Below are 16,729 nucleotides of genomic sequence, written 5' to 3'. Positions count from 1 at the left end.
GATCAGATCAGCCCGTGGGATGCGAGCGAATCGGTTGAACTGGAGACAGGGGAAGGCCGGCGCAACCGGCGCCCCCCGACGAAGCCAGCGGGTAAGCGGATTATCAGGTCACCGGCGCCGGGTTGAACAGCGTCAACGCATTGTGCAGCCCGAGCTTCTCCGCGCAGGTCTCCTTGCGCCCGCTCGCGACTTCGAGCATCAGACGGAACAGTTCCCAGCCCACCTCTTCGATGGTCGAGGCGCCGGTGGCGATCGTGCCAGCGTTGATGTCCATCAGGTCATGCCAGCGGCGCGCGAGGTCCGAGCGCGTCGCGACCTTGATGACCGGCACTTCGGCGAGGCTGTACGGCGTGCCGCGGCCGGTCGTGAAGACGTGCAGCGTGATGCCCGAGGCGACCTGCAGCGTGCCGCAGATGAAGTCGCTGGCCGGCGTCGCCGCGTAGATCAGGCCCTTCTGGCGCACCTTCTCGCCCGGCGACAGCACGCCGGAGATGGCCGAATTGCCCGACTTGATGATCGAGCCCATCGCCTTTTCGACGATGTTCGACAGGCCGCCCTTCTTGTTGCCGGGCGTGGTGTTCGCGCTGCGGTCGGCGCCGCCGCGCTTCAGGTAATCGTCGTACCACTGCATTTCGCGGATGATCGCCGCGGCGACGTCCGCGTTGGCCGCGCGCGCGGTCAGCTGATCGACGCCGTCGCGCACCTCGGTGACTTCGGAGAACATCACGGTCGCGCCGGCGCGCACCAGCAGGTCGGTCGCGAAACCGACGGCCGGGTTCGCGGTCAGGCCCGAGAACGCGTCGCTGCCGCCGCACTGCACGCCGATCACGAGATCGGAGGCCGGGCAGGTTTCGCGGCGGCGGTTGTTCAGGCGCTTCAGGTGGCCCTCGGCCATCCGCATGATCGACTCGATCATCGACTGGAAGCCGACGTGCGACTCGTCCTGCAGCACCACGACGTCGCCGTTCTGGTCGAGCGCGACGTCGCCGACGTCGGCCACGTCATCCACCACCGCGGCCGCCGCGATCGGAATCGTGCCCGGCGGCATCAGGCGCTCGGGCTGCAGCTTTTCGCAGCCGAGGCTCACCATCATCACTTCGCCGCCGAAGTTCGGGTTCAGCGCGATATTGCGCACGGTGCGGATCGGCACCATCGCGTCGGGCGCGTCGATCGCGACGCCGCAGCCGTAGGTGTGGCCGAGGCTCACCACGTCGTCGACGTTCGGGTATTTCGGCAGCAGCTCGGCCTTGATGCGCGTGACCGCGTGCTGCACCACGTCGGCCACGCACTGCACGGTGGTCGTGATCGCGAGGATGTTGCGCGTGCCGACCGAGCCGTCCGCGTTGCGGTAGCCCTCGAACGTGTAGCCGTCGAGCGGCGGCATGTCCGGCGCCCTGGTCGTGGCGATCGGCAGGTCTTCGAGCCCCGGCGGGCTCGGCATGCGGATCACGTGCTCGTTGATCCAGCTGCCCTTCGGCAGCGGCTTCAGCGCATAGCCGATCACCACGTTGTAGCGGACCACCTCGTCGCCCTCGGCCAGATCGGCCAGCGCGACCTTGTGGCCCTGCGGCACGCGCTCGAGCAGCTTGAGGCCATCGGGGAATACCGCGCCCTCGCCCAGGCCGCCGTCGTTGACGACGATCGCGACGTTGTCGTTGGGGTGAACGCGTATGTAGAGCGGAGTTTGTTCCATTGCATCGATCCTTTAGGCGTTATTCAGGCGCCGTCCAGGCGCCGTCGGCCTGCTGCGCCAGCCATTCATACGTCATCCTACAACATGAAACTTTGCCTGAATGTTCCATATTTACCCTATGGCGTGCATTATGCCGTGAAAACCCCGTTGAGTTACCGGATTTGTTGTTGTACGATGACGTATAAGAAATCGACGTTCCAATGAATTTCTACAAGCACGGGTCCGGGTCCGCTGACCGACCCGACTACCGATCGACTCATCCCGACGCCTGGATACTCAAATGACGACACCGCAGGAACTCAAGCAGATCGTTTCGGAAGGCCTTCTCTCCTTCCCGGTCACCGACTTCGACGAACAGGGCGAATTCCGCGCCGACACTTACGCCGAGCGCCTCGAATGGCTCGCGCCGTACGGCGCGTCGGCGCTGTTCGTGGCCGGCGGCACCGGTGAATTCTTCTCGCTGACGCACGACGACTACTCGAAGGTCGTGCGCACCGCCACCGAAGTCTGCAAGGGCAAGGTGCCGATCCTCGCCGGTGCGGGCGGCCCGACCCGCGTGGCGATCGCCTACGCGCAGGAAGCCGAGCGCCACGGCGCGCACGGCATCCTGCTGATGCCGCACTACCTGACCGAAGCGAGCCAGGAAGGCATCGCAGCGCACGCCGAGGAAGTCTGCAAGGCCGTGCCGAACATGGGCGTGATCATCTACAACCGCGCGAATTCGAAGCTCAACGCCGACATGCTCGAGCGCCTCGCCGACAGCTGCCCGAACCTGATCGGCTTCAAGGACGGCGTGGGCGAGATCGAAAACATGGTGACGATCCGCCGCCGCCTCGGCGAGCGCTTCTCGTACCTCGGCGGCCTGCCGACCGCTGAAGTCTACGCTGCCGCCTACAAGGCGCTCGGCGTGCCGGTCTACTCGTCGGCCGTGTTCAACTTCATCCCGAAGACGGCAATGGAGTTCTACCGCGCGATCGCCGCCGACGACCACGCCACGGTCGGCAAGCTGATCGACGAATTCTTCCTGCCGTACCTGAAGATCCGCAACCGCCGCGCTGGCTACGCAGTCAGCATCGTCAAGGCGGGCGCGAAGCTGGTCGGCCACAGCGCGGGTCCGGTGCGCGCACCGCTGACCGATCTGACGCCGGAAGAAATGGAACAGCTCGACGCGCTGATCAAGAAGCTCGGACCGCAGTAAGGCACCGGCCTCACGGCTTGCGCAACGTTCGCGGCCGTACGACAGGGAGCGCTCGCCGCGCTCCCGTCACGAGCGCCCGGCACGGCAACGTCGCCGGGCGCTTCTGTTTCTGGCTACCGGTAAGCCAGCGCACCCGAAGGCCGCTCGCAGGCCGGAAACAATTCAGGAGACGACCATGAACACGAGCCGCGCGGCCAGTCCCGCCAACCCCGCCAGCACCGCGGCGCGCACGAAAGTCCGCTACGCGATCCTGCTGCTGATCTTTCTGATCACCACGCTCAATTACGCCGACCGCGCGACGCTGTCCATCACCGGCTCCGCGATGCGCGCCGCGTTCAGCCTCGACGCGATCCGCATGGGCTACATCTTCTCCGCGTTCAGCTGGGCCTATGTGCTGTCGCAACTGCCGGCCGGCTGGCTGCTCGACCGCTTCGGCGCGCGCCGCGTGTACGCGGCGAGCATTTTTTCGTGGTCGCTGTTCACGCTGCTGCAAAGCTCGATCGGCCTGCTCGGCAGCGCCGGCGCGGCAGTTTCCGCGCTGTTCGTGCTGCGCTTCGTGATGGGTGCGGCGGAATCGCCGGCGTTTCCGGCCAACGCCAAGGTCGTCGCAAGCTGGTTTCCGACCAACGAGCGCGGCACCGCCTCGGCCATTTTTAACGCTGCGCAATACTTTGCCGCGGTCGTGTTCACGCCGCTGATGGCCTGGCTCACCCACGTGTTCGGCTGGCAGGCGGTCTACGTCGTGATGGGCGTGATCGGGCTGCTGCTCGCGCTCACGTGGCTGAAGTTCATGAAGAATCCCGCCGACCATCCGCGCGTGTCGCGTGCCGAGCTCGAATACATCGAGCAAGGCGGCGGCCTCGTCAACGGCGCGCGCAAGGCAAGCCCCGCAGACGTCGCGCCGTCCGGCGGCCTCGCGCTCGTGCGCCAGCTGCTCGGCAACCGCATGCTGCTCGGCGTCTACCTCGCGCAGTACTGCATCAACGTGCTGACCTACTTCTTCCTGACCTGGTTTCCGATCTACCTCGTGCAGGCGCGCGGCATGACGATCCTGCACGCGGGGCTCGTCGCCTCGCTGCCGGCAATCTGCGGCTTTTCGGGCGGCGTGCTCGGCGGCGTCATCTCGGACGGGCTGATCCGGCGCGGCTGTTCGCTCACGGTCGCACGCAAGGTGCCGATCGTCGGCGGCATGCTACTGTCGACCTGCATCATCGGCTGCAACTACGTTTCGACCGACTGGATCGTGGTCGCGCTGATGTCGCTCGCGTTCTTCGGCAAGGGCATCGGCGCGCTCGGCTGGGCCGTGGTCGCCGATACGTCGCCGAAGGAAGCGCTCGGCCTGTCGGGCGCGATCTTCAACATGTTCGGCAACGTCGCGGGCATCGTCACGCCGATCGTGATCGGCTACCTCGTCGCGCGCACGGGCTCGTTCAACGGCGCGCTGGTGTTCGTCGGCGCGAACGCGCTGCTGACGGTGTTCAGCTACCTCGTGATCGTGAAGGACATCCGGCGCGTCGAGCTGCACACGGCGGCCTGAACGGCACGCAAAAGCCGGCACCGCGCGCGGCGGTCGTCTTGCGGCTGGGGTTTTCGGGCCTCGGCGCAACGGCCTCCGCCGCGTTTACAGCAGTTATCGTACTTCCGCCCGCCCGGCGGGCGGCGCCCTGCCCCGTATCCGGGCGCGGCGTGCGCCGATCGATCGGCAGACGTCGCCGATATCGACGACAACTTCGCCGAAACCGATCCGGCGCTTATATAATCAGTCGTCAGACGACGGTATAATTAAATTGCAACTTTCCGATCAGGGGGCGTTTTCGATGGCTACACCACTGGCATCCGCGGCACCGCCACGACGCGCTCGCAATCTTGCCGAGTTCGTCGTCAATTATGTTACCGAGCAGATTGCGACCAACGCACTGAAGCCCGGCGACAAACTCCCGACCGAATCGCAGCTGATGAGCACGCTCAGCGTGAGCCGCACCGTGATTCGCGAGGCCATTTCACGCCTGCAGGCGGGCAAGATCATCGAGACGCGCCACGGCATCGGCAGCTTCGTGCTCGAGCCGCCGCGCGAAAAGCTCGGCATCGACATGGTGCCCGCCACGACGCTGCGCGACGTGCTCTCCATTCTCGAACTGCGCATCAGCCTCGAAACCGAATGCGCGGGTCTCGCGGCGCAACGCGCCAATCCGGACGACCTCGCGCGCATGCGCGCCGCGCTCGACGCGATCGAAGCGACGCGTCACAACGGGCTCGACAGCGTCGACGCCGACCTGCAATTCCATATCTCGGTGGCGCGCGCGACGGGCAACCGCTATTTCGTCGACATCCTCTCGCAGATGGGCAGCGCGCTGATTCCGCGCAACCGGCTCGACTCGGCCGGCATTGCGCGCGCCGATCCGGATTCGTACCTGTCGCTCGTCAATCTCGAACACGAGAGCATTCTCGAAGCGATCTCGCGGCACGACGCGGAAGGGGCGCGCGCGGCGATGCGCATGCATCTGTCGAATAGCCGCGAGCGGCTGCGTCGCGCGAACGAAGTGAGCGACGCGAATAGCTGACGTTGCGGGTTCTGACGCCGTAGGCGAAAAAAATGGCCGGGATTTTCCCGGCCATTTTTTTCGTCCTGCTTTTGCGTTCCGCCTGCTTTTGCGTTCCGCCTGCTGCCGCGCTGTTTGCTGCCGCGACTCGCCCGGTTCTCGCCCGATTCTTTCCTCACTCTCGCCCTATTCGGCGCCCTGCCCAGGCGGAGTCCGCCCAGGCAGGCACATCAGAGGCCAGTCAGATCAGCAACTCGGGCCAACCTCACGCACTCAACCGCGCGTGAGCTCGCCATCGCGACGGCGCCACAGCTCCAGCGGATTGCCGTCGGCCAGCGTTTGCGGCAACAGTTCGGCCGGGAAGTCCTGGTAGCACACCGGGCGCAGGAAGCGGTCGATAGACGTCGTACCTACCGACGTCGCGCGGCTGTCCGAAGTTGCCGGGAACGGGCCGCCGTGCACCATCGCGTGACACACTTCGACACCGGTCGGGAAACCGTTGACCAGAATCCGGCCGGCCTTGCGTTCGAGGATCGGCACAAGCTTCTTTGCCGCCGCCACGTCGGCGCTGTCCATTTGCAGCGTCGCGGTCAGCTGACCCGCGAAGTGCTCAGCCACCTGCAGCAGTTCCTGCTCGTCCTTGCAGCGGATGATCGTCGACACCGGGCCGAACACTTCGTCTTCGAGCGCCGGGTTCGACAGGAACGTCTGCGCGTCGGTCACGAACAGCGCCGCGCAAGCCTGGGTCGGGCCGGCTGCCGCGACGCCGCGCGCCACGACTTCGACGCCCCGGGTTGCAGCCAGCTTGCTTTCGCCGTCTTCGTACGCGGCGTGGATGCCCGAGGTCAGCATGGTCTGCGCCGGCTTGGCGGCGAGCGCTTCCGACGCGGTGGCGACGAAGCTTTTCAGCGCGTCGCTGTCGATCGCGATTGCGAGGCCCGGGTTCGTGCAGAACTGGCCCGCGCCGAGCACGAGCGAGTCGACGAAACCGCGCGCGATGCTGTCGCCGCGTGCGGCCAGCGCGCTCGGCATCAGGAACACCGGGTTGATGCTGCTCATTTCGGCATAGACCGGGATCGGCTCGGGGCGCGCCGCCGCGACGCGCATCAGCGAGGTGCCGCCCGCGCGCGAACCGGTGAAGCCGACCGCCTTGATGGCCGGATGCGCGACCAGCGCCTCGCCGACCGAGTTACCCGCGCCGACGATCATCGAGAACACGCCTTCCGGCAGGTCCATTTCCTGCGCGACGCGCTGGATCACGCGGCCGACCAGCTCCGACGTGCCGAGGTGCGCGCGGTGCGCCTTGACGACGACCGGGCAGCCGGCGGCCAGTGCCGCGGCGGTGTCGCCGCCGGCCACCGAGAATGCGAGCGGGAAGTTGCTCGCGCCGAACACGGCGACCGGGCCGAGCGCGATCTTCTGCATGCGCAGATCCGAGCGCGGCAGCGGCTTGCGCTCCGGCAGCGGCGAGTCGAGCGTGGCGGTGAGCCACTGGCCCGCGCGCACGGTCTGCGCGAACAGCTTGAGCTGGCCCGTGGTGCGACCGCGTTCGCCTTCGAGACGCGCCTTCGGCAGGCCCGATTCAGCCATCGCGCGCTCGATCAGCTCGTCGCCAAGCGCGGTGATGCCATCGGCGATACGCTCGAGAAACTCGGCGCGTACCGTCAGCGGCAATTGACGGTAGGCGTCGAACGCCGCGCGCGCGAGTTCGCACGCTGCGTCGACGTTCGCCACGGTGCCGCTGCCGAACACCGGCTCGGCAATCTCGGAACCCGTGGCGGGATTGAATGCGCGCAGCGCTTTTTCGCTGCCGCGCACGGCTTGGCGACCGATCAGCATTTCACCGGTAATAGGCATTTGAGCTTTCCTTAAATGACGACCAAAGATATAGGTCATCCTACAACATTGCAGGGGCTACACGCAACCCGAATCGCCTGTTGGACGGGGTATTCGGGTTTACGTGGCCGTTACAAGAACAGATAGCGGTGCTAATCTTCTCGTAGATGTACGACGACTTATAACTTCACGTTTCGCCGTCGTGGCCGTGTTTTCCGGTGCGCTTCCCGGCGCGCCGCCCGCATCGTCGCCGCTTTTTCCCGATCCATCGCAGTTCGAGGAGATACCGCATGTCCGCCGTCACGCCTTATCAGTCCCTGCCCAACCGCTTCCGACACGCGGTGCGCGGCGGAGAAACCCAGATCGGCTGCTGGGCGTCGCTCGCCAGCCCGATCGCCACCGAACTGCTGGGCACGGTCGGCTTCGACTGGATGCTGCTGGACGCCGAGCACGCCCCCAACGACGTGCTCACGCTGATCCCGCAGCTGATGGCGCTCAAGGACAGCGGCAGCGCGCCGGTCGTGCGGCCGCCGGCCAACGACAGCGTCGTCATCAAGCGCTTTCTCGACAGCGGCTTCTCGAACTTCCTCGTGCCGTTCGTCGACAGCGCCGACGACGCCGCGCGCGCCGTCGCCTCGACGCGCTACCCGCCGCAGGGCATCCGCGGCGTGTCGGTCGGCCACCGCGGCAACCGCTACGGCACGGTCGCCGATTATTTCGCCATCGCCAACGAGAACGTCTGCGTGATCCCGCAGATCGAAAGCCGCAAGTCGGTCGAGGCGATCGACCGCATTCTCGCCGTGGACGGCATCGACGCGGTCTTCGTCGGCCCGTCCGATCTCGCGGCCTCGTACGGCCATCTCGGCAACGCGAACCACCCCGACGTGCAGCAGGCCATCGCGCACGTATTCGAGCGCGCGCAGGCAGCCGGCAAATCGAGCGGCATCCTCGCGCCCGTGCAGGCGGATGCGGAACGCTATCTGTCGATGGGCGCGCGCATCATCGCGGTCTGCGCGGACCTCGGGCTGCTCAAGAGCGCCGCGCAGTCGGTTCAGAAGCACTTCATGCAGAAACCGGCGGGGCAGGCTTGAGCGCCGCCGCCACGACATCTCCGGAGCATTCCATGAAAAAAGCAGGCTTTATCGGACTCGGCATCATGGGCAAGCCCATGGCCGCCAACCTTCTGAAGAACGGCGTGCCGCTCGCCGCGTTCACGCGCAGCGGCGTGCCCGGCGAGCTGACCCAGGCCGGCGCCGTCGCGTGCGACAGCCCGGCCGCGGTGGCCGCGCAGGCCGACGTGATCTTCGTGATGGTGCCGGACACGCCCGACGTCGAACGCGTGCTGTTCGGCGAACAGGGGCTCGCTAACGGGCTGCGTGCGGGCCAGATCGTGGTCGACATGAGCTCGATCTCGCCGATGGCGACGCGCGATTTCGCGGCACGCGTGCGCGAGCGCGGCGCCGACTACCTCGACGCGCCGGTCTCGGGCGGCGAAGTGGGCGCGAAGGCCGGTTCGCTGACGATCATGGTCGGCGGCGAGCAGAGCACGTTCGACACCGTCAAGCCGCTCTTCGACATGATGGGCAAGAACGTCACGCTGATCGGCGCGGTCGGCGCGGGCCAGGTGTGCAAGGTCGCGAACCAGGTGATCGTCGCGGCGACCATCGAGGCCGTGGGCGAGGCGCTGCTGCTCGCGTCGAAGGCCGGCGTCGATCCGGCGCGCGTGCGCGAAGCGCTGATGGGCGGCTTCGCGTCGTCGCGTATTCTCGAAGTGCATGGCGAGCGCATGACGAAGCGCACCTTCGATCCGGGCTTCCGCATCGAGCTGCACCAGAAGGACCTGAACCTCGCGCTATCGACCGCGCAGGCGCTCGGCGTGTCGCTGCCGAACACGGCGACCTGCCAGGCGCTCTTCAACGCATGCGTTGCGCACGGCGGCAAGGCGTGGGACCACTCGGCGATGGTGCGTGCGCTCGAAGTGCTCGCGAATCACGAGATCGGGCAGACGCCGGCGTAATTTCGGACGGTGTGGTTTCGTTTGGTGTGATTTCGTTTTATGCGCGGTTGGGTGCGCGGTTGGCTGTTATGCCGCTGCGTTCGCTCCTGGTTGCAGATGGGGGTGGCGCGGCGGCTTTTGTTCGTTTGCGGCAGCGCCGTTTTGGGCTGAATCAGGCCCGCTTTGCCCAGTAATGCCGCCAGAGCCTGATAATGATGATATCCGCGAAGATCGTAACGATTAATTCAATAATCACCATAACCGGGACATAGAGGTCCTCAGGGTCACGAATACCAAACCGCTCAGAAACGGAGAACCAGAAATCCAACTGGCTCTCAGTCATCGGCAATGGGTAGGTGTGAACATAGCGGACAGAGAGAAGAAATAATCTGATAAACAACACCACCTTAAAAAATCTACGGACAAGTGGCACCATTCGCTATTACCTCGATGGTTCCATATGCGCGAATCCCTGAATTACGAGCAGGGATGGTGAACGTGTGCAGGAGTGCGCGCATCAAAGGTTCGTTATAGATAATAAATTTTCCATGCAATGCCACTCCCTGCCCTCCTCGACCGGCAATTAATTGTTGAATTATTCATCTGAAATTTAGACGCTGATGATGCCATATATTTCCAGGAGCAGGGCATCCCAATAAAATCGGAAGATTATTGAGATTATCGGCACTTCGAAATTATAATAAGAAGAAAATTTTTAAATCTTAAAATCCAAAAACCTGCAATTAAAGACACAAGCATGTCTATCTGCAATGAGGGAGTTTTTTGAGCTCAGGCAGACCGAAAAATCGAACGCCCCTACCTCGACACGGATGACCACTGTTGAATGGCTATCAAAAAAAACATAAGTGGACCTCTGGTTTTCTATCAGTGTCCGAATCAAGTGCTCGTCTGCCAGAGGCCGCCAACAGGTGTCCAGTATGGAGTATTCCCCCGTTTAATCATCTTCAATAAAATCGCCCCTCAGACAAAACCCCACAATCCCATTTTCCATGGACTATGGCTCTATACAGCATGCCCACCGTCATCAACTCTCTTTTCAGCGACAGAGGTTTTCGCAGGATAAATTTCTTAACGAAATAAAAAATAAATCCCTCCCCTTCCATGAAAAAATACCGACTGAATTCATAGTCTCCCCGATCCACTCTGAAAGTCAGGAAATATTTCTCCATGAATTCATTGGCATCATCTCCGCACTGGCCCAATGAATATACGACGCTCATGTCCTCGGTGATTAGCTTATCAGGCGGAAAACAGGCTTCCTCTACGATGAAATTTCTTAAATCTAGCCATGAGCGCTCACTCATCAAAACACCCTGTCTTCGGATCTGACGATCTGATTATATTTGATAATCGCATGATCCATAATTTCGTACACATCCTTTGCCATCATAATCCAACCCACACCAGGCAAGGTCCTTCCAACAAAGGTGCCCAGTTTGTGTGTTAAGACCCATCTGAACGTCTTCATACTTTCCAGGGTAAATGTTGGCAGTATCTTTTTCTTTAATTGGTATCTAAAAATCGATCTTGACATGACCGATGCCATGGATGTTCCTTGTGTAGCGCCTGCTGGCTTCGCTCTTGTCGGTAACACATTAAGTCCAGAAAGCATCAGTATCAGATATTCAATATCATCAATACCCAGGCGCTCACCGACTTCTTGCATGACAATAAAAATGAATAGCTCGGCAGGAGACAAATCCCAGTGCCCATCGTAATAATACGCGTTGCTCATATCATATTGTTAGCAAGGCTGCCTCAGCATAAGGAAGGTCGCGATAATAGCCCTCTCTGCCGTATCGATCAATCTTTTTAGCTATCCCAATAAAACATTTCCGCCAAATTATTTATCTCGAAATTTTTTGCAGTGAAGGTCAAATTCCTTCCACTCCTTTACGTCGCTTGGCAACTCGGGTCGATAAGCTCTCTCATTAAAGACAATTCACTGAAAAATCAGTTATTTATAATTTATATTTTAAAAATTTTAGACTGACTTTCCAGCGGCCCCTTCTCTCACTCATCTCTTCTCAAAATTGCCACCGTAACAAACCAACGGCATTACAAGATGTCTCACTCCCGGCAGCCAACCTCTTCATCCCGAAAAAAAACGGCGCCCACCGGGCGCCGCCTATCGGCAATCAAACTCTTCCGAGCCGACTGCCATTCACTCTATTCCACCGTCACCGCGGCAACCGACCATGGCGCAAGCGCCACTCGAACCGCCAATCAATCCTTGCGCGAATAGTCGATGCCGACAAACGCGCCGCCCTGGAAGCGCTGACCAAACGCGTCGAGCGGATTCGGGCGCGACAGGACGTCCGCGGCGTAATCTTCGGAATTCTGCTTCGGCCGGTAGCCGAGGCGCTCGGCGCCGCTGTTGTCCCACCAGCTGCGCGTGTTCGCCGACACGCCCCAGACCGTCAGGAAGCCGATGTCTTCCACTTCGATGCAGCGGTCGAGGAAGTGCATGAGGTCTTCATGGCCGAACCACGTGCTGAGCTGACGCGGCTCGGTCGGCCGCTCGAGGCAGCTGCCGATGCGCACGCACACGCTCTCGATGCCGTGCTTGTCCCAGTACATGCGCGCGAGCGCTTCGCCCCACACCTTCGACAAGCCATAGAAGCCGTCCGGGCGCACTTCGCAGTCGAGGCTCAGATGTTCGGTGACCGGGTACATGCCGATCGCATGGTTCGAGCTCGCGAACACGATGCGCTTCACGCCGTTGCGGCGCGCACCTTCGTAGACTTCGACGAGGCCGCGCAGATTGTTCTCGATGATCTCGGGCAGCGGACGCTCGACGCTCGTGCCGGCGAAGTGGATCAGCACGTCCACGCCGTTGAGCAGCCGGTCGACGACCGCCGGATCGCGCAGGTCGCCGTTCATGACGTCTTCGCCTTCGACGAGCGGCGTCAGCACTTTCGAGCCCGCCGCCGAACGCAACGGAGTACCACGCGCGACGAACGCGGCACGAACGACGGAGCCGAGCTGGCCGCCGGCGCCACTCAGGGCAATCTTCTTCATAGGGGTTCCTTTACTGCGCCGCGCGCGAGATCGAACTGGAAAACAGAGGAAGCGAGTGAAGGACGCACTACGTCGCACCCTACACTCAAGTTGTACGATAACAGACTATCAACGATGGCCGGGTTGATTTCAACTAGGCATTTACCCTTATTTTAACGATCTCAGGCTCGCCAATCCCTTTTAAAACAAAGAGATACGAGTCTTATATTTATAAGACATCATATAACTAAGTGAGTATTTCCCTACTCCATGACGGGCGTTTCCGGCCCGTCGATGAAGTCGGCAAACCGCGAGGACGATCGCGAGGACAGCCAACATGACACGCCCTCCATCCTCCCCGCGCCGTCATGCCTGCCGTCACACCATTACGCGCTCACGAGCCGATGAATTCGAGCAGGTCGGCATTGACCTTGTCCGCCTCGGTCGTGCACATGCCGTGCTGGCCGCCCGGATAGACCTTCAGCGTCGCGTCCTTGACGATCTTGGCGGTCTGCCGCCCGGCGGCGTCGATCGGCACGATCTGGTCGTCGTCGCCATGCAGCACGAGCGTCGGCACGTCGATCTTCTTCAGGCCCCCGGTATAGTCGACTTCGGAGAACTGCCTGATGCACTCGTACAGCCCCTTGATCGAGCCGGCCATGCCCTGACGCCAGAACGAATCGATCACGCCCTGCGACACCTTCGCGCCCGCGCGGTTGTAGCCGTAGAAAGGCACCGCAAGGTCCTTGAAGAACTGCGAGCGATCGTCTTCGACGCCCTTGCGAATGCCGTCGAATACGTCGATCGGCAGGCCGAGCGGATTGTCGGCGGTCTTCAGCATCAGCGGCGGCACCGCGCCGATCAGCACGGCCCTGGCGACACGCGCCGTGCCATGCCGGCCGATGTAGTGCGCGACTTCGCCGCCGCCCGTCGAATGGCCGACCAGCGTCGCGTCCCGCAGGTCGAGATGCTCGATCAGCGCCGCGAGATCGTCGGCGTAGGTGTCCATCTCGTTGCCGTCCCACGGCTGCTCCGAGCGGCCATGGCCGCGGCGGTCATGCGCGATCACGCGAAAGCCCTTGTTGCCGAGAAACAGCATCTGCGCATCCCACGCATCGGCGGTGAGCGGCCAGCCATGCGAAAACACGACCGGGCGCCCCTTGCCCCAATCCTTGTAGAAAATCGCGGTACCGTCTTTCGTCTTGATCGTGCTCATCGACTGACTCCTCAGGTTGAAGTCTGCCGTCGTCGGCAGGTGGGGATGAAACGGCTTCGGCAACGTGCATCGTAGAAGTAAAAGAATCCTCCCGCCAGCTCGCCGGCCCGCGATGTCGGGCCGGACGGATCGATCCTCGGTTGAAAACGGACCACAACCGAACCCGGGCCTTGCCCAAACGTTGCCCAATCACCCTGCTGCAGCGCGGTCGATTGCCGCAGCGCGCGTCGAGGCGTGCAAAACAGCGCACGTGCATCGATCAGTAAAACTTGATACCCATCAATAGCTTGCGCGCCCCATCGGCGTATCGCGCATAAAACAAGGCGGTTTTTTGACGCACGCCGCAGCGCAGCACGATTTGCTTCGATCACCTACGCTTGCGTCATCTGCCCAGCGCAGTGCGCACCGACAACAGTCGACGCGCGTAGTCCGCTCGCGCGGCCATCACACACCTCACGCTCATGAACTCCGCAATATCGGCATTCGATCTCGCCCGCATTCAATTTGCGTTCACCGTTTCATTCCACATCGTTTTTCCGGCGCTCAGTATCGGTCTCGCCAGTTTCATCGCCGTGCTCGAATGGCGCTGGCTACAAACAGGTAAGGCGTACTACCAAGATCTTTGCCTGTTCTGGTCGAAGATCTTCGCAGTGGCCTTCGGCATGGGCGTCGTCTCCGGCGTCGTCATGAGCTATCAGTTCGGCACCAACTGGTCGGGCTTTTCGAGTTTCGCGGGGCCCGTCACCGGTCCGCTGCTGATGTACGAAGTGATGACCGCGTTCTTTCTCGAAGCGGGCTTCCTCGGCATCATGCTGTTCGGCTGGCAGCGCGTGAGCCCGCGCGCGCACTTCGGCGCAACGCTGATGGTGGCGGTCGGCACGCTGATCTCGACCTTCTGGATTCTCGCCTCGAATAGCTGGATGCAAACACCGCAAGGCTTCGAGGTCGTCAACGGCCAGGTCGTGCCGCTCGACTGGTTCAAGATCATCTTCAATCCGTCGTTCCCGTACCGGCTCGCGCATATGGCGCTCGCCGCGTTCATCGTCGCGGGGCTCGTGGTCGCGGCGGTCGGTGCATGGCATCTGCTGCGCGGCCGGCGCGATCTGGCCGTGAAGAAGATGTTTTCGATGGCGCTGTGGCTGCTGCTGATCCTCACGCCGATCCAGGCATTCGTCGGCGATCAGCACGGTCTGAACACGCGCCAGTATCAGCCGGCCAAGATCGCCGCGATCGAAGGTCTGTGGGACACCGAAAAAGGCGGCACCGCGCTGAACCTGTTCGGTATCCCCGACATGAAGGCGGAAACCACGCGCTATGCGATCGCGATCCCTCACCTCGGCAGCCTGATCCTCACGCATAGTTGGGATGGCGAAATTCGCGGCCTCAAGTCATTCCCGCCGCAGGACCGGCCGAACTCGACCGTGGTGTTCTGGAGCTTCCGCCTCATGGCCGGGCTCGGCGTGCTGATGATCGCGATGTCGCTCGCGGCCTGGGTGCTGCGTCGCCGCGGGCGTCTGTTCGAAGCGAAGTGGTTCCAGCGCCTGTGCGTCGCGATGGGGCCGAGCGGCTTCGTCTCCTTGCTGGCCGGCTGGGTCACGACCGAAGCGGGCCGCCAGCCGTGGGTCGTGTACGGCGTGATGCGCACCTCGCAGGCAGTCTCGCCGCTGACCACGCAGCAGGTCGGCCTCTCGCTGATGACCTTCGTGGTGGTCTACTTCCTCGTGTTCGGCACCGGCATCTACTACATGCTGAAGCTGATGCGCTCGGGTCCAGCGCGGCCCGGCAGCGGTTCGCACGACGCGCCCGACAGCCTCGCCCGGCCGACGCCCGCCCAAACCGCGCGCCGTCCGCTGTCCGCCGCCGATCAGATGATCGACGCTGTCTAACCTTAGCTTCGAGAGCAAGAAAATGGACGTCACTGTCGTATGGGCCGCGATCATCGCGCTCGGACTTTTCATGTATGTCGTGCTGGACGGCTTCGATCTCGGCATCGGCATCGTCTTCCCGTTCTTCCCCGACGAAAAGGAACGCGACCTGATGATGAACACGGTCGCGCCGGTCTGGGACGGCAACGAAACCTGGCTCGTGCTCGGCGGCGCCGCGCTGTTCGCGGTGTTTCCGGTCGTCTATTCGACCGTGCTGTCGGCACTGTATCTGCCGCTCGTCTTCATGCTCGTGTGCCTGATCTTTCGCGGCGTATCGTTCGAGATCCGCGCGAAGGCTCGCCGCACGAAGTACCTGTGGGACCTCGCCTTCATCGGCGGCTCGGCCGGCGCGACATTCTTCCAGGGCATCGTGCTCGGCGCGTTCCTGCAAGGCATCCCCGTGATCGACGGTGCCTATGCCGGCGACGCGTTCGGCTGGCTCACGCCGTTCAGCCTGCTGACGGGCCTCGGGCTCGTCGCGACCTATGCGCTGCTCGGCTGCTGCTGGCTCGTCGCGAAGACCGAGGACGATCTGCAGCGCCGGCTGCATCGCGTGGTATGGCCGCTCACGCTCGTGCTGCTCGGCTTCATCGCGCTCGTGAGCCTCTGGACGCCACTGATGGACGCCGGCATCGCGCAGCGCTGGTTCCACGACGGCATCTTCCACCGTCTGCTGCCGGTGCCGTTCCTCGTCGCGATCTGCACGTTCTTCATGCATCGCGCGGTGCGCGCGCGCCATCACAACACGCCGTTCGTGCTCGCGCTGACGCTCGTGCTGCTCGGCTACCTCGGGCTACTCGTGAGCCTGTGGCCGTATGCGATTCCGTCGAGCCTGACGCTATGGCAAGCGGCCGCGCCGCGCACGAGTCAGACGTTCACGCTGGCCGGCGCGGCGGTGATTCTGCCGGTCATCGTCGCGTACACGACGATGGGTTACTGGATCTTCCGAGGCAAGGTGCGCCATGACGACCCCCATCACTATCACTGACCCCGCCGGCACCCGCGCCGCCGCGCCACGCGCGCGCAGACTGCCGGGCTGGCTCTGGTTCATCGCCCTATGGTGCGGCGGCGTGGCCGGGGCGATGTCGCTCGGTTTCGCCTTCAAGCTTCTGATGAATGCAACGTTATTCGCAGTCGGATAGCCGCCTGCGAACGCGCGTCGATCCGGCCTGCATAACCTGCCGGGGCACGCGCGAAAGCGCTTAAAAAAAGGCCCGCTCGGCTCGTCTACCTAGCAAGCCGGAACCTATGCGCGAGAGCCCTGCCTTACACATCAGGTAGCGCATCGAACGATGCCGGCGAGG

The 16,729-nt window shown here is 62.8% G+C and carries 15 protein-coding genes and 1 pseudogene; 8 read left to right on the top strand and 8 right to left on the bottom strand.

The features are described from left to right. Window positions 1-103 precede the first annotated feature (103 nt). Entirely contained in the window at window positions 104-1,693 is a 1,590-nt protein-coding gene (gene garD, locus G3N58_RS11005; RefSeq protein ID WP_205999172.1) for a galactarate dehydratase, read from the bottom strand. Window positions 1,694-1,973: 280 nt separating this feature from the next. Between garD and kdgD the strand changes: the two genes are divergently transcribed. The 3 genes from kdgD to G3N58_RS10990 all read left to right on the top strand — a co-directional run bounded on the left by kdgD (window position 1,974) and on the right by G3N58_RS10990 (window position 5,452). Next, window positions 1,974-2,891 (top strand): 5-dehydro-4-deoxyglucarate dehydratase, encoded by a 918-nt coding sequence (gene kdgD / locus G3N58_RS11000; protein WP_167049781.1) that lies wholly within the window; start codon window positions 1,974-1,976, stop codon window positions 2,889-2,891. A 175-nt stretch (window positions 2,892-3,066) separates the two neighbouring features. Beyond that, window positions 3,067-4,428, top strand: coding sequence for an MFS transporter (locus G3N58_RS10995; protein WP_167049779.1), 1,362 nt, complete (start codon window positions 3,067-3,069; stop codon window positions 4,426-4,428). A gap of 280 nt (window positions 4,429-4,708) precedes the next feature. Continuing rightward, window positions 4,709-5,452, top strand: a complete 744-nt coding sequence (locus G3N58_RS10990) for a FadR/GntR family transcriptional regulator (protein WP_167049777.1) — start codon at window positions 4,709-4,711, stop codon at window positions 5,450-5,452. 252 nt (window positions 5,453-5,704) lie between these two features. Here the strand turns inward: G3N58_RS10990 and G3N58_RS10985 are convergent, their stop codons facing one another. Then, entirely contained in the window at window positions 5,705-7,288 is a 1,584-nt protein-coding gene (locus G3N58_RS10985) for an aldehyde dehydrogenase (NADP(+)) (protein WP_205999171.1), read from the bottom strand. 269 nt (window positions 7,289-7,557) lie between these two features. On the opposite strand from G3N58_RS10985, the gene garL reads away from it, so the two are divergent. Beyond that, entirely contained in the window at window positions 7,558-8,358 is an 801-nt protein-coding gene (gene garL / locus G3N58_RS10980) for a 2-dehydro-3-deoxyglucarate aldolase (RefSeq protein WP_205989154.1), read from the top strand. Beyond that, on the top strand, window positions 8,355-9,284 hold the full coding sequence (locus G3N58_RS10975) for a 2-hydroxy-3-oxopropionate reductase (RefSeq protein WP_275692085.1): 930 nt from the start codon (window positions 8,355-8,357) through the stop codon (window positions 9,282-9,284). The genes garL and G3N58_RS10975 overlap by 4 nt, the downstream gene beginning before the upstream one ends. 151 nt (window positions 9,285-9,435) lie before the next feature. Here G3N58_RS10975 and G3N58_RS10970 read toward each other — a convergent pair whose 3' ends face one another. From G3N58_RS10970 to G3N58_RS10950, 6 genes and pseudogenes are all read right to left on the bottom strand, one after another. Then, window positions 9,436-9,699 carry a hypothetical protein gene (locus G3N58_RS10970; RefSeq protein ID WP_205999170.1) on the bottom strand — a complete coding sequence of 88 codons (264 nt, stop codon included), beginning with the start codon at window positions 9,697-9,699 and terminating at the stop codon, window positions 9,436-9,438. After that, a pseudogene (locus tag G3N58_RS34145) lies at window positions 9,680-9,775 on the bottom strand (DUF2778 domain-containing protein); the annotation flags it as partial. The gene G3N58_RS10970 and the pseudogene G3N58_RS34145, both read right to left, overlap by 20 nt. A gap of 453 nt (window positions 9,776-10,228) precedes the next feature. Continuing rightward, on the bottom strand, window positions 10,229-10,588 hold the full coding sequence (locus G3N58_RS10965) for a DUF1493 family protein (protein WP_167050163.1): 360 nt from the start codon (window positions 10,586-10,588) through the stop codon (window positions 10,229-10,231). Continuing rightward, window positions 10,588-11,019 (bottom strand): STM2901 family protein, encoded by a 432-nt coding sequence (locus tag G3N58_RS10960; RefSeq protein WP_205999169.1) that lies wholly within the window; start codon window positions 11,017-11,019, stop codon window positions 10,588-10,590. Before G3N58_RS10960 ends, G3N58_RS10965 begins: the two co-directional genes overlap by 1 nt. Window positions 11,020-11,510: 491 nt before the next feature. Further along, window positions 11,511-12,305 (bottom strand): NAD(P)-dependent oxidoreductase, encoded by a 795-nt coding sequence (locus G3N58_RS10955; RefSeq protein ID WP_167050167.1) that lies wholly within the window; start codon window positions 12,303-12,305, stop codon window positions 11,511-11,513. Window positions 12,306-12,678: 373 nt separating this feature from the next. Then, the gene (locus tag G3N58_RS10950; protein WP_205999168.1) at window positions 12,679-13,500 is read right to left on the bottom strand and encodes an alpha/beta hydrolase; all 822 of its coding nucleotides are present in this window, start codon (window positions 13,498-13,500) and stop codon (window positions 12,679-12,681) included. Between the two features lie 461 nt (window positions 13,501-13,961). Between G3N58_RS10950 and G3N58_RS10945 the strand changes: the two genes are divergently transcribed. Genes G3N58_RS10945 through G3N58_RS34140 form a run of 3 tightly spaced genes read left to right on the top strand, consistent with a single transcriptional unit; the run spans window position 13,962 to window position 16,567 of the window. Beyond that, window positions 13,962-15,386, top strand: a complete 1,425-nt coding sequence (locus G3N58_RS10945; protein WP_205999167.1) for a cytochrome ubiquinol oxidase subunit I — start codon at window positions 13,962-13,964, stop codon at window positions 15,384-15,386. Between the two features lie 22 nt (window positions 15,387-15,408). Further along, window positions 15,409-16,413 (top strand): cytochrome d ubiquinol oxidase subunit II, encoded by a 1,005-nt coding sequence (cydB, locus tag G3N58_RS10940; protein ID WP_205999166.1) that lies wholly within the window; start codon window positions 15,409-15,411, stop codon window positions 16,411-16,413. After that, entirely contained in the window at window positions 16,388-16,567 is a 180-nt protein-coding gene (locus G3N58_RS34140; RefSeq protein WP_167050177.1) for a hypothetical protein, read from the top strand. The genes cydB and G3N58_RS34140 overlap by 26 nt, the downstream gene beginning before the upstream one ends. Window positions 16,568-16,729 lie beyond the last annotated feature (162 nt).

It is taken from the genome of Paraburkholderia sp. Ac-20342 (genome assembly GCF_017104985.1).
Lineage (GTDB): Bacteria > Pseudomonadota > Gammaproteobacteria > Burkholderiales > Burkholderiaceae > Paraburkholderia.
Note: the sequence above shows the minus strand (reverse complement) of the source record. Positions and strands in the feature narration are given on the sequence as shown.

What these genes read in the sequence shown, in the direction of transcription:
- garD (WP_205999172.1), bottom strand. Translation starts at nt 1,693, where the DNA reads ATGGAACAAACTCCGCTCTACATACGCGTTCACCCCAACGACAACGTC.
- kdgD (WP_167049781.1), top strand. Translation starts at nt 1,974, where the DNA reads ATGACGACACCGCAGGAACTCAAGCAGATCGTTTCGGAAGGCCTTCTC.
- G3N58_RS10995 (WP_167049779.1), top strand. Translation starts at nt 3,067, where the DNA reads ATGAACACGAGCCGCGCGGCCAGTCCCGCCAACCCCGCCAGCACCGCG.
- G3N58_RS10990 (WP_167049777.1), top strand. Translation starts at nt 4,709, where the DNA reads ATGGCTACACCACTGGCATCCGCGGCACCGCCACGACGCGCTCGCAAT.
- G3N58_RS10985 (WP_205999171.1), bottom strand. Translation starts at nt 7,288, where the DNA reads ATGCCTATTACCGGTGAAATGCTGATCGGTCGCCAAGCCGTGCGCGGC.
- garL (WP_205989154.1), top strand. Translation starts at nt 7,558, where the DNA reads ATGTCCGCCGTCACGCCTTATCAGTCCCTGCCCAACCGCTTCCGACAC.
- G3N58_RS10970 (WP_205999170.1), bottom strand. Translation starts at nt 9,699, where the DNA reads ATGGTGCCACTTGTCCGTAGATTTTTTAAGGTGGTGTTGTTTATCAGA.
- G3N58_RS10965 (WP_167050163.1), bottom strand. Translation starts at nt 10,588, where the DNA reads ATGAGTGAGCGCTCATGGCTAGATTTAAGAAATTTCATCGTAGAGGAA.
- G3N58_RS10960 (WP_205999169.1), bottom strand. Translation starts at nt 11,019, where the DNA reads ATGAGCAACGCGTATTATTACGATGGGCACTGGGATTTGTCTCCTGCC.
- G3N58_RS10955 (WP_167050167.1), bottom strand. Translation starts at nt 12,305, where the DNA reads ATGAAGAAGATTGCCCTGAGTGGCGCCGGCGGCCAGCTCGGCTCCGTC.
- G3N58_RS10950 (WP_205999168.1), bottom strand. Translation starts at nt 13,500, where the DNA reads ATGAGCACGATCAAGACGAAAGACGGTACCGCGATTTTCTACAAGGAT.
- G3N58_RS10945 (WP_205999167.1), top strand. Translation starts at nt 13,962, where the DNA reads ATGAACTCCGCAATATCGGCATTCGATCTCGCCCGCATTCAATTTGCG.
- cydB (WP_205999166.1), top strand. Translation starts at nt 15,409, where the DNA reads ATGGACGTCACTGTCGTATGGGCCGCGATCATCGCGCTCGGACTTTTC.
- G3N58_RS34140 (WP_167050177.1), top strand. Translation starts at nt 16,388, where the DNA reads ATGACGACCCCCATCACTATCACTGACCCCGCCGGCACCCGCGCCGCC.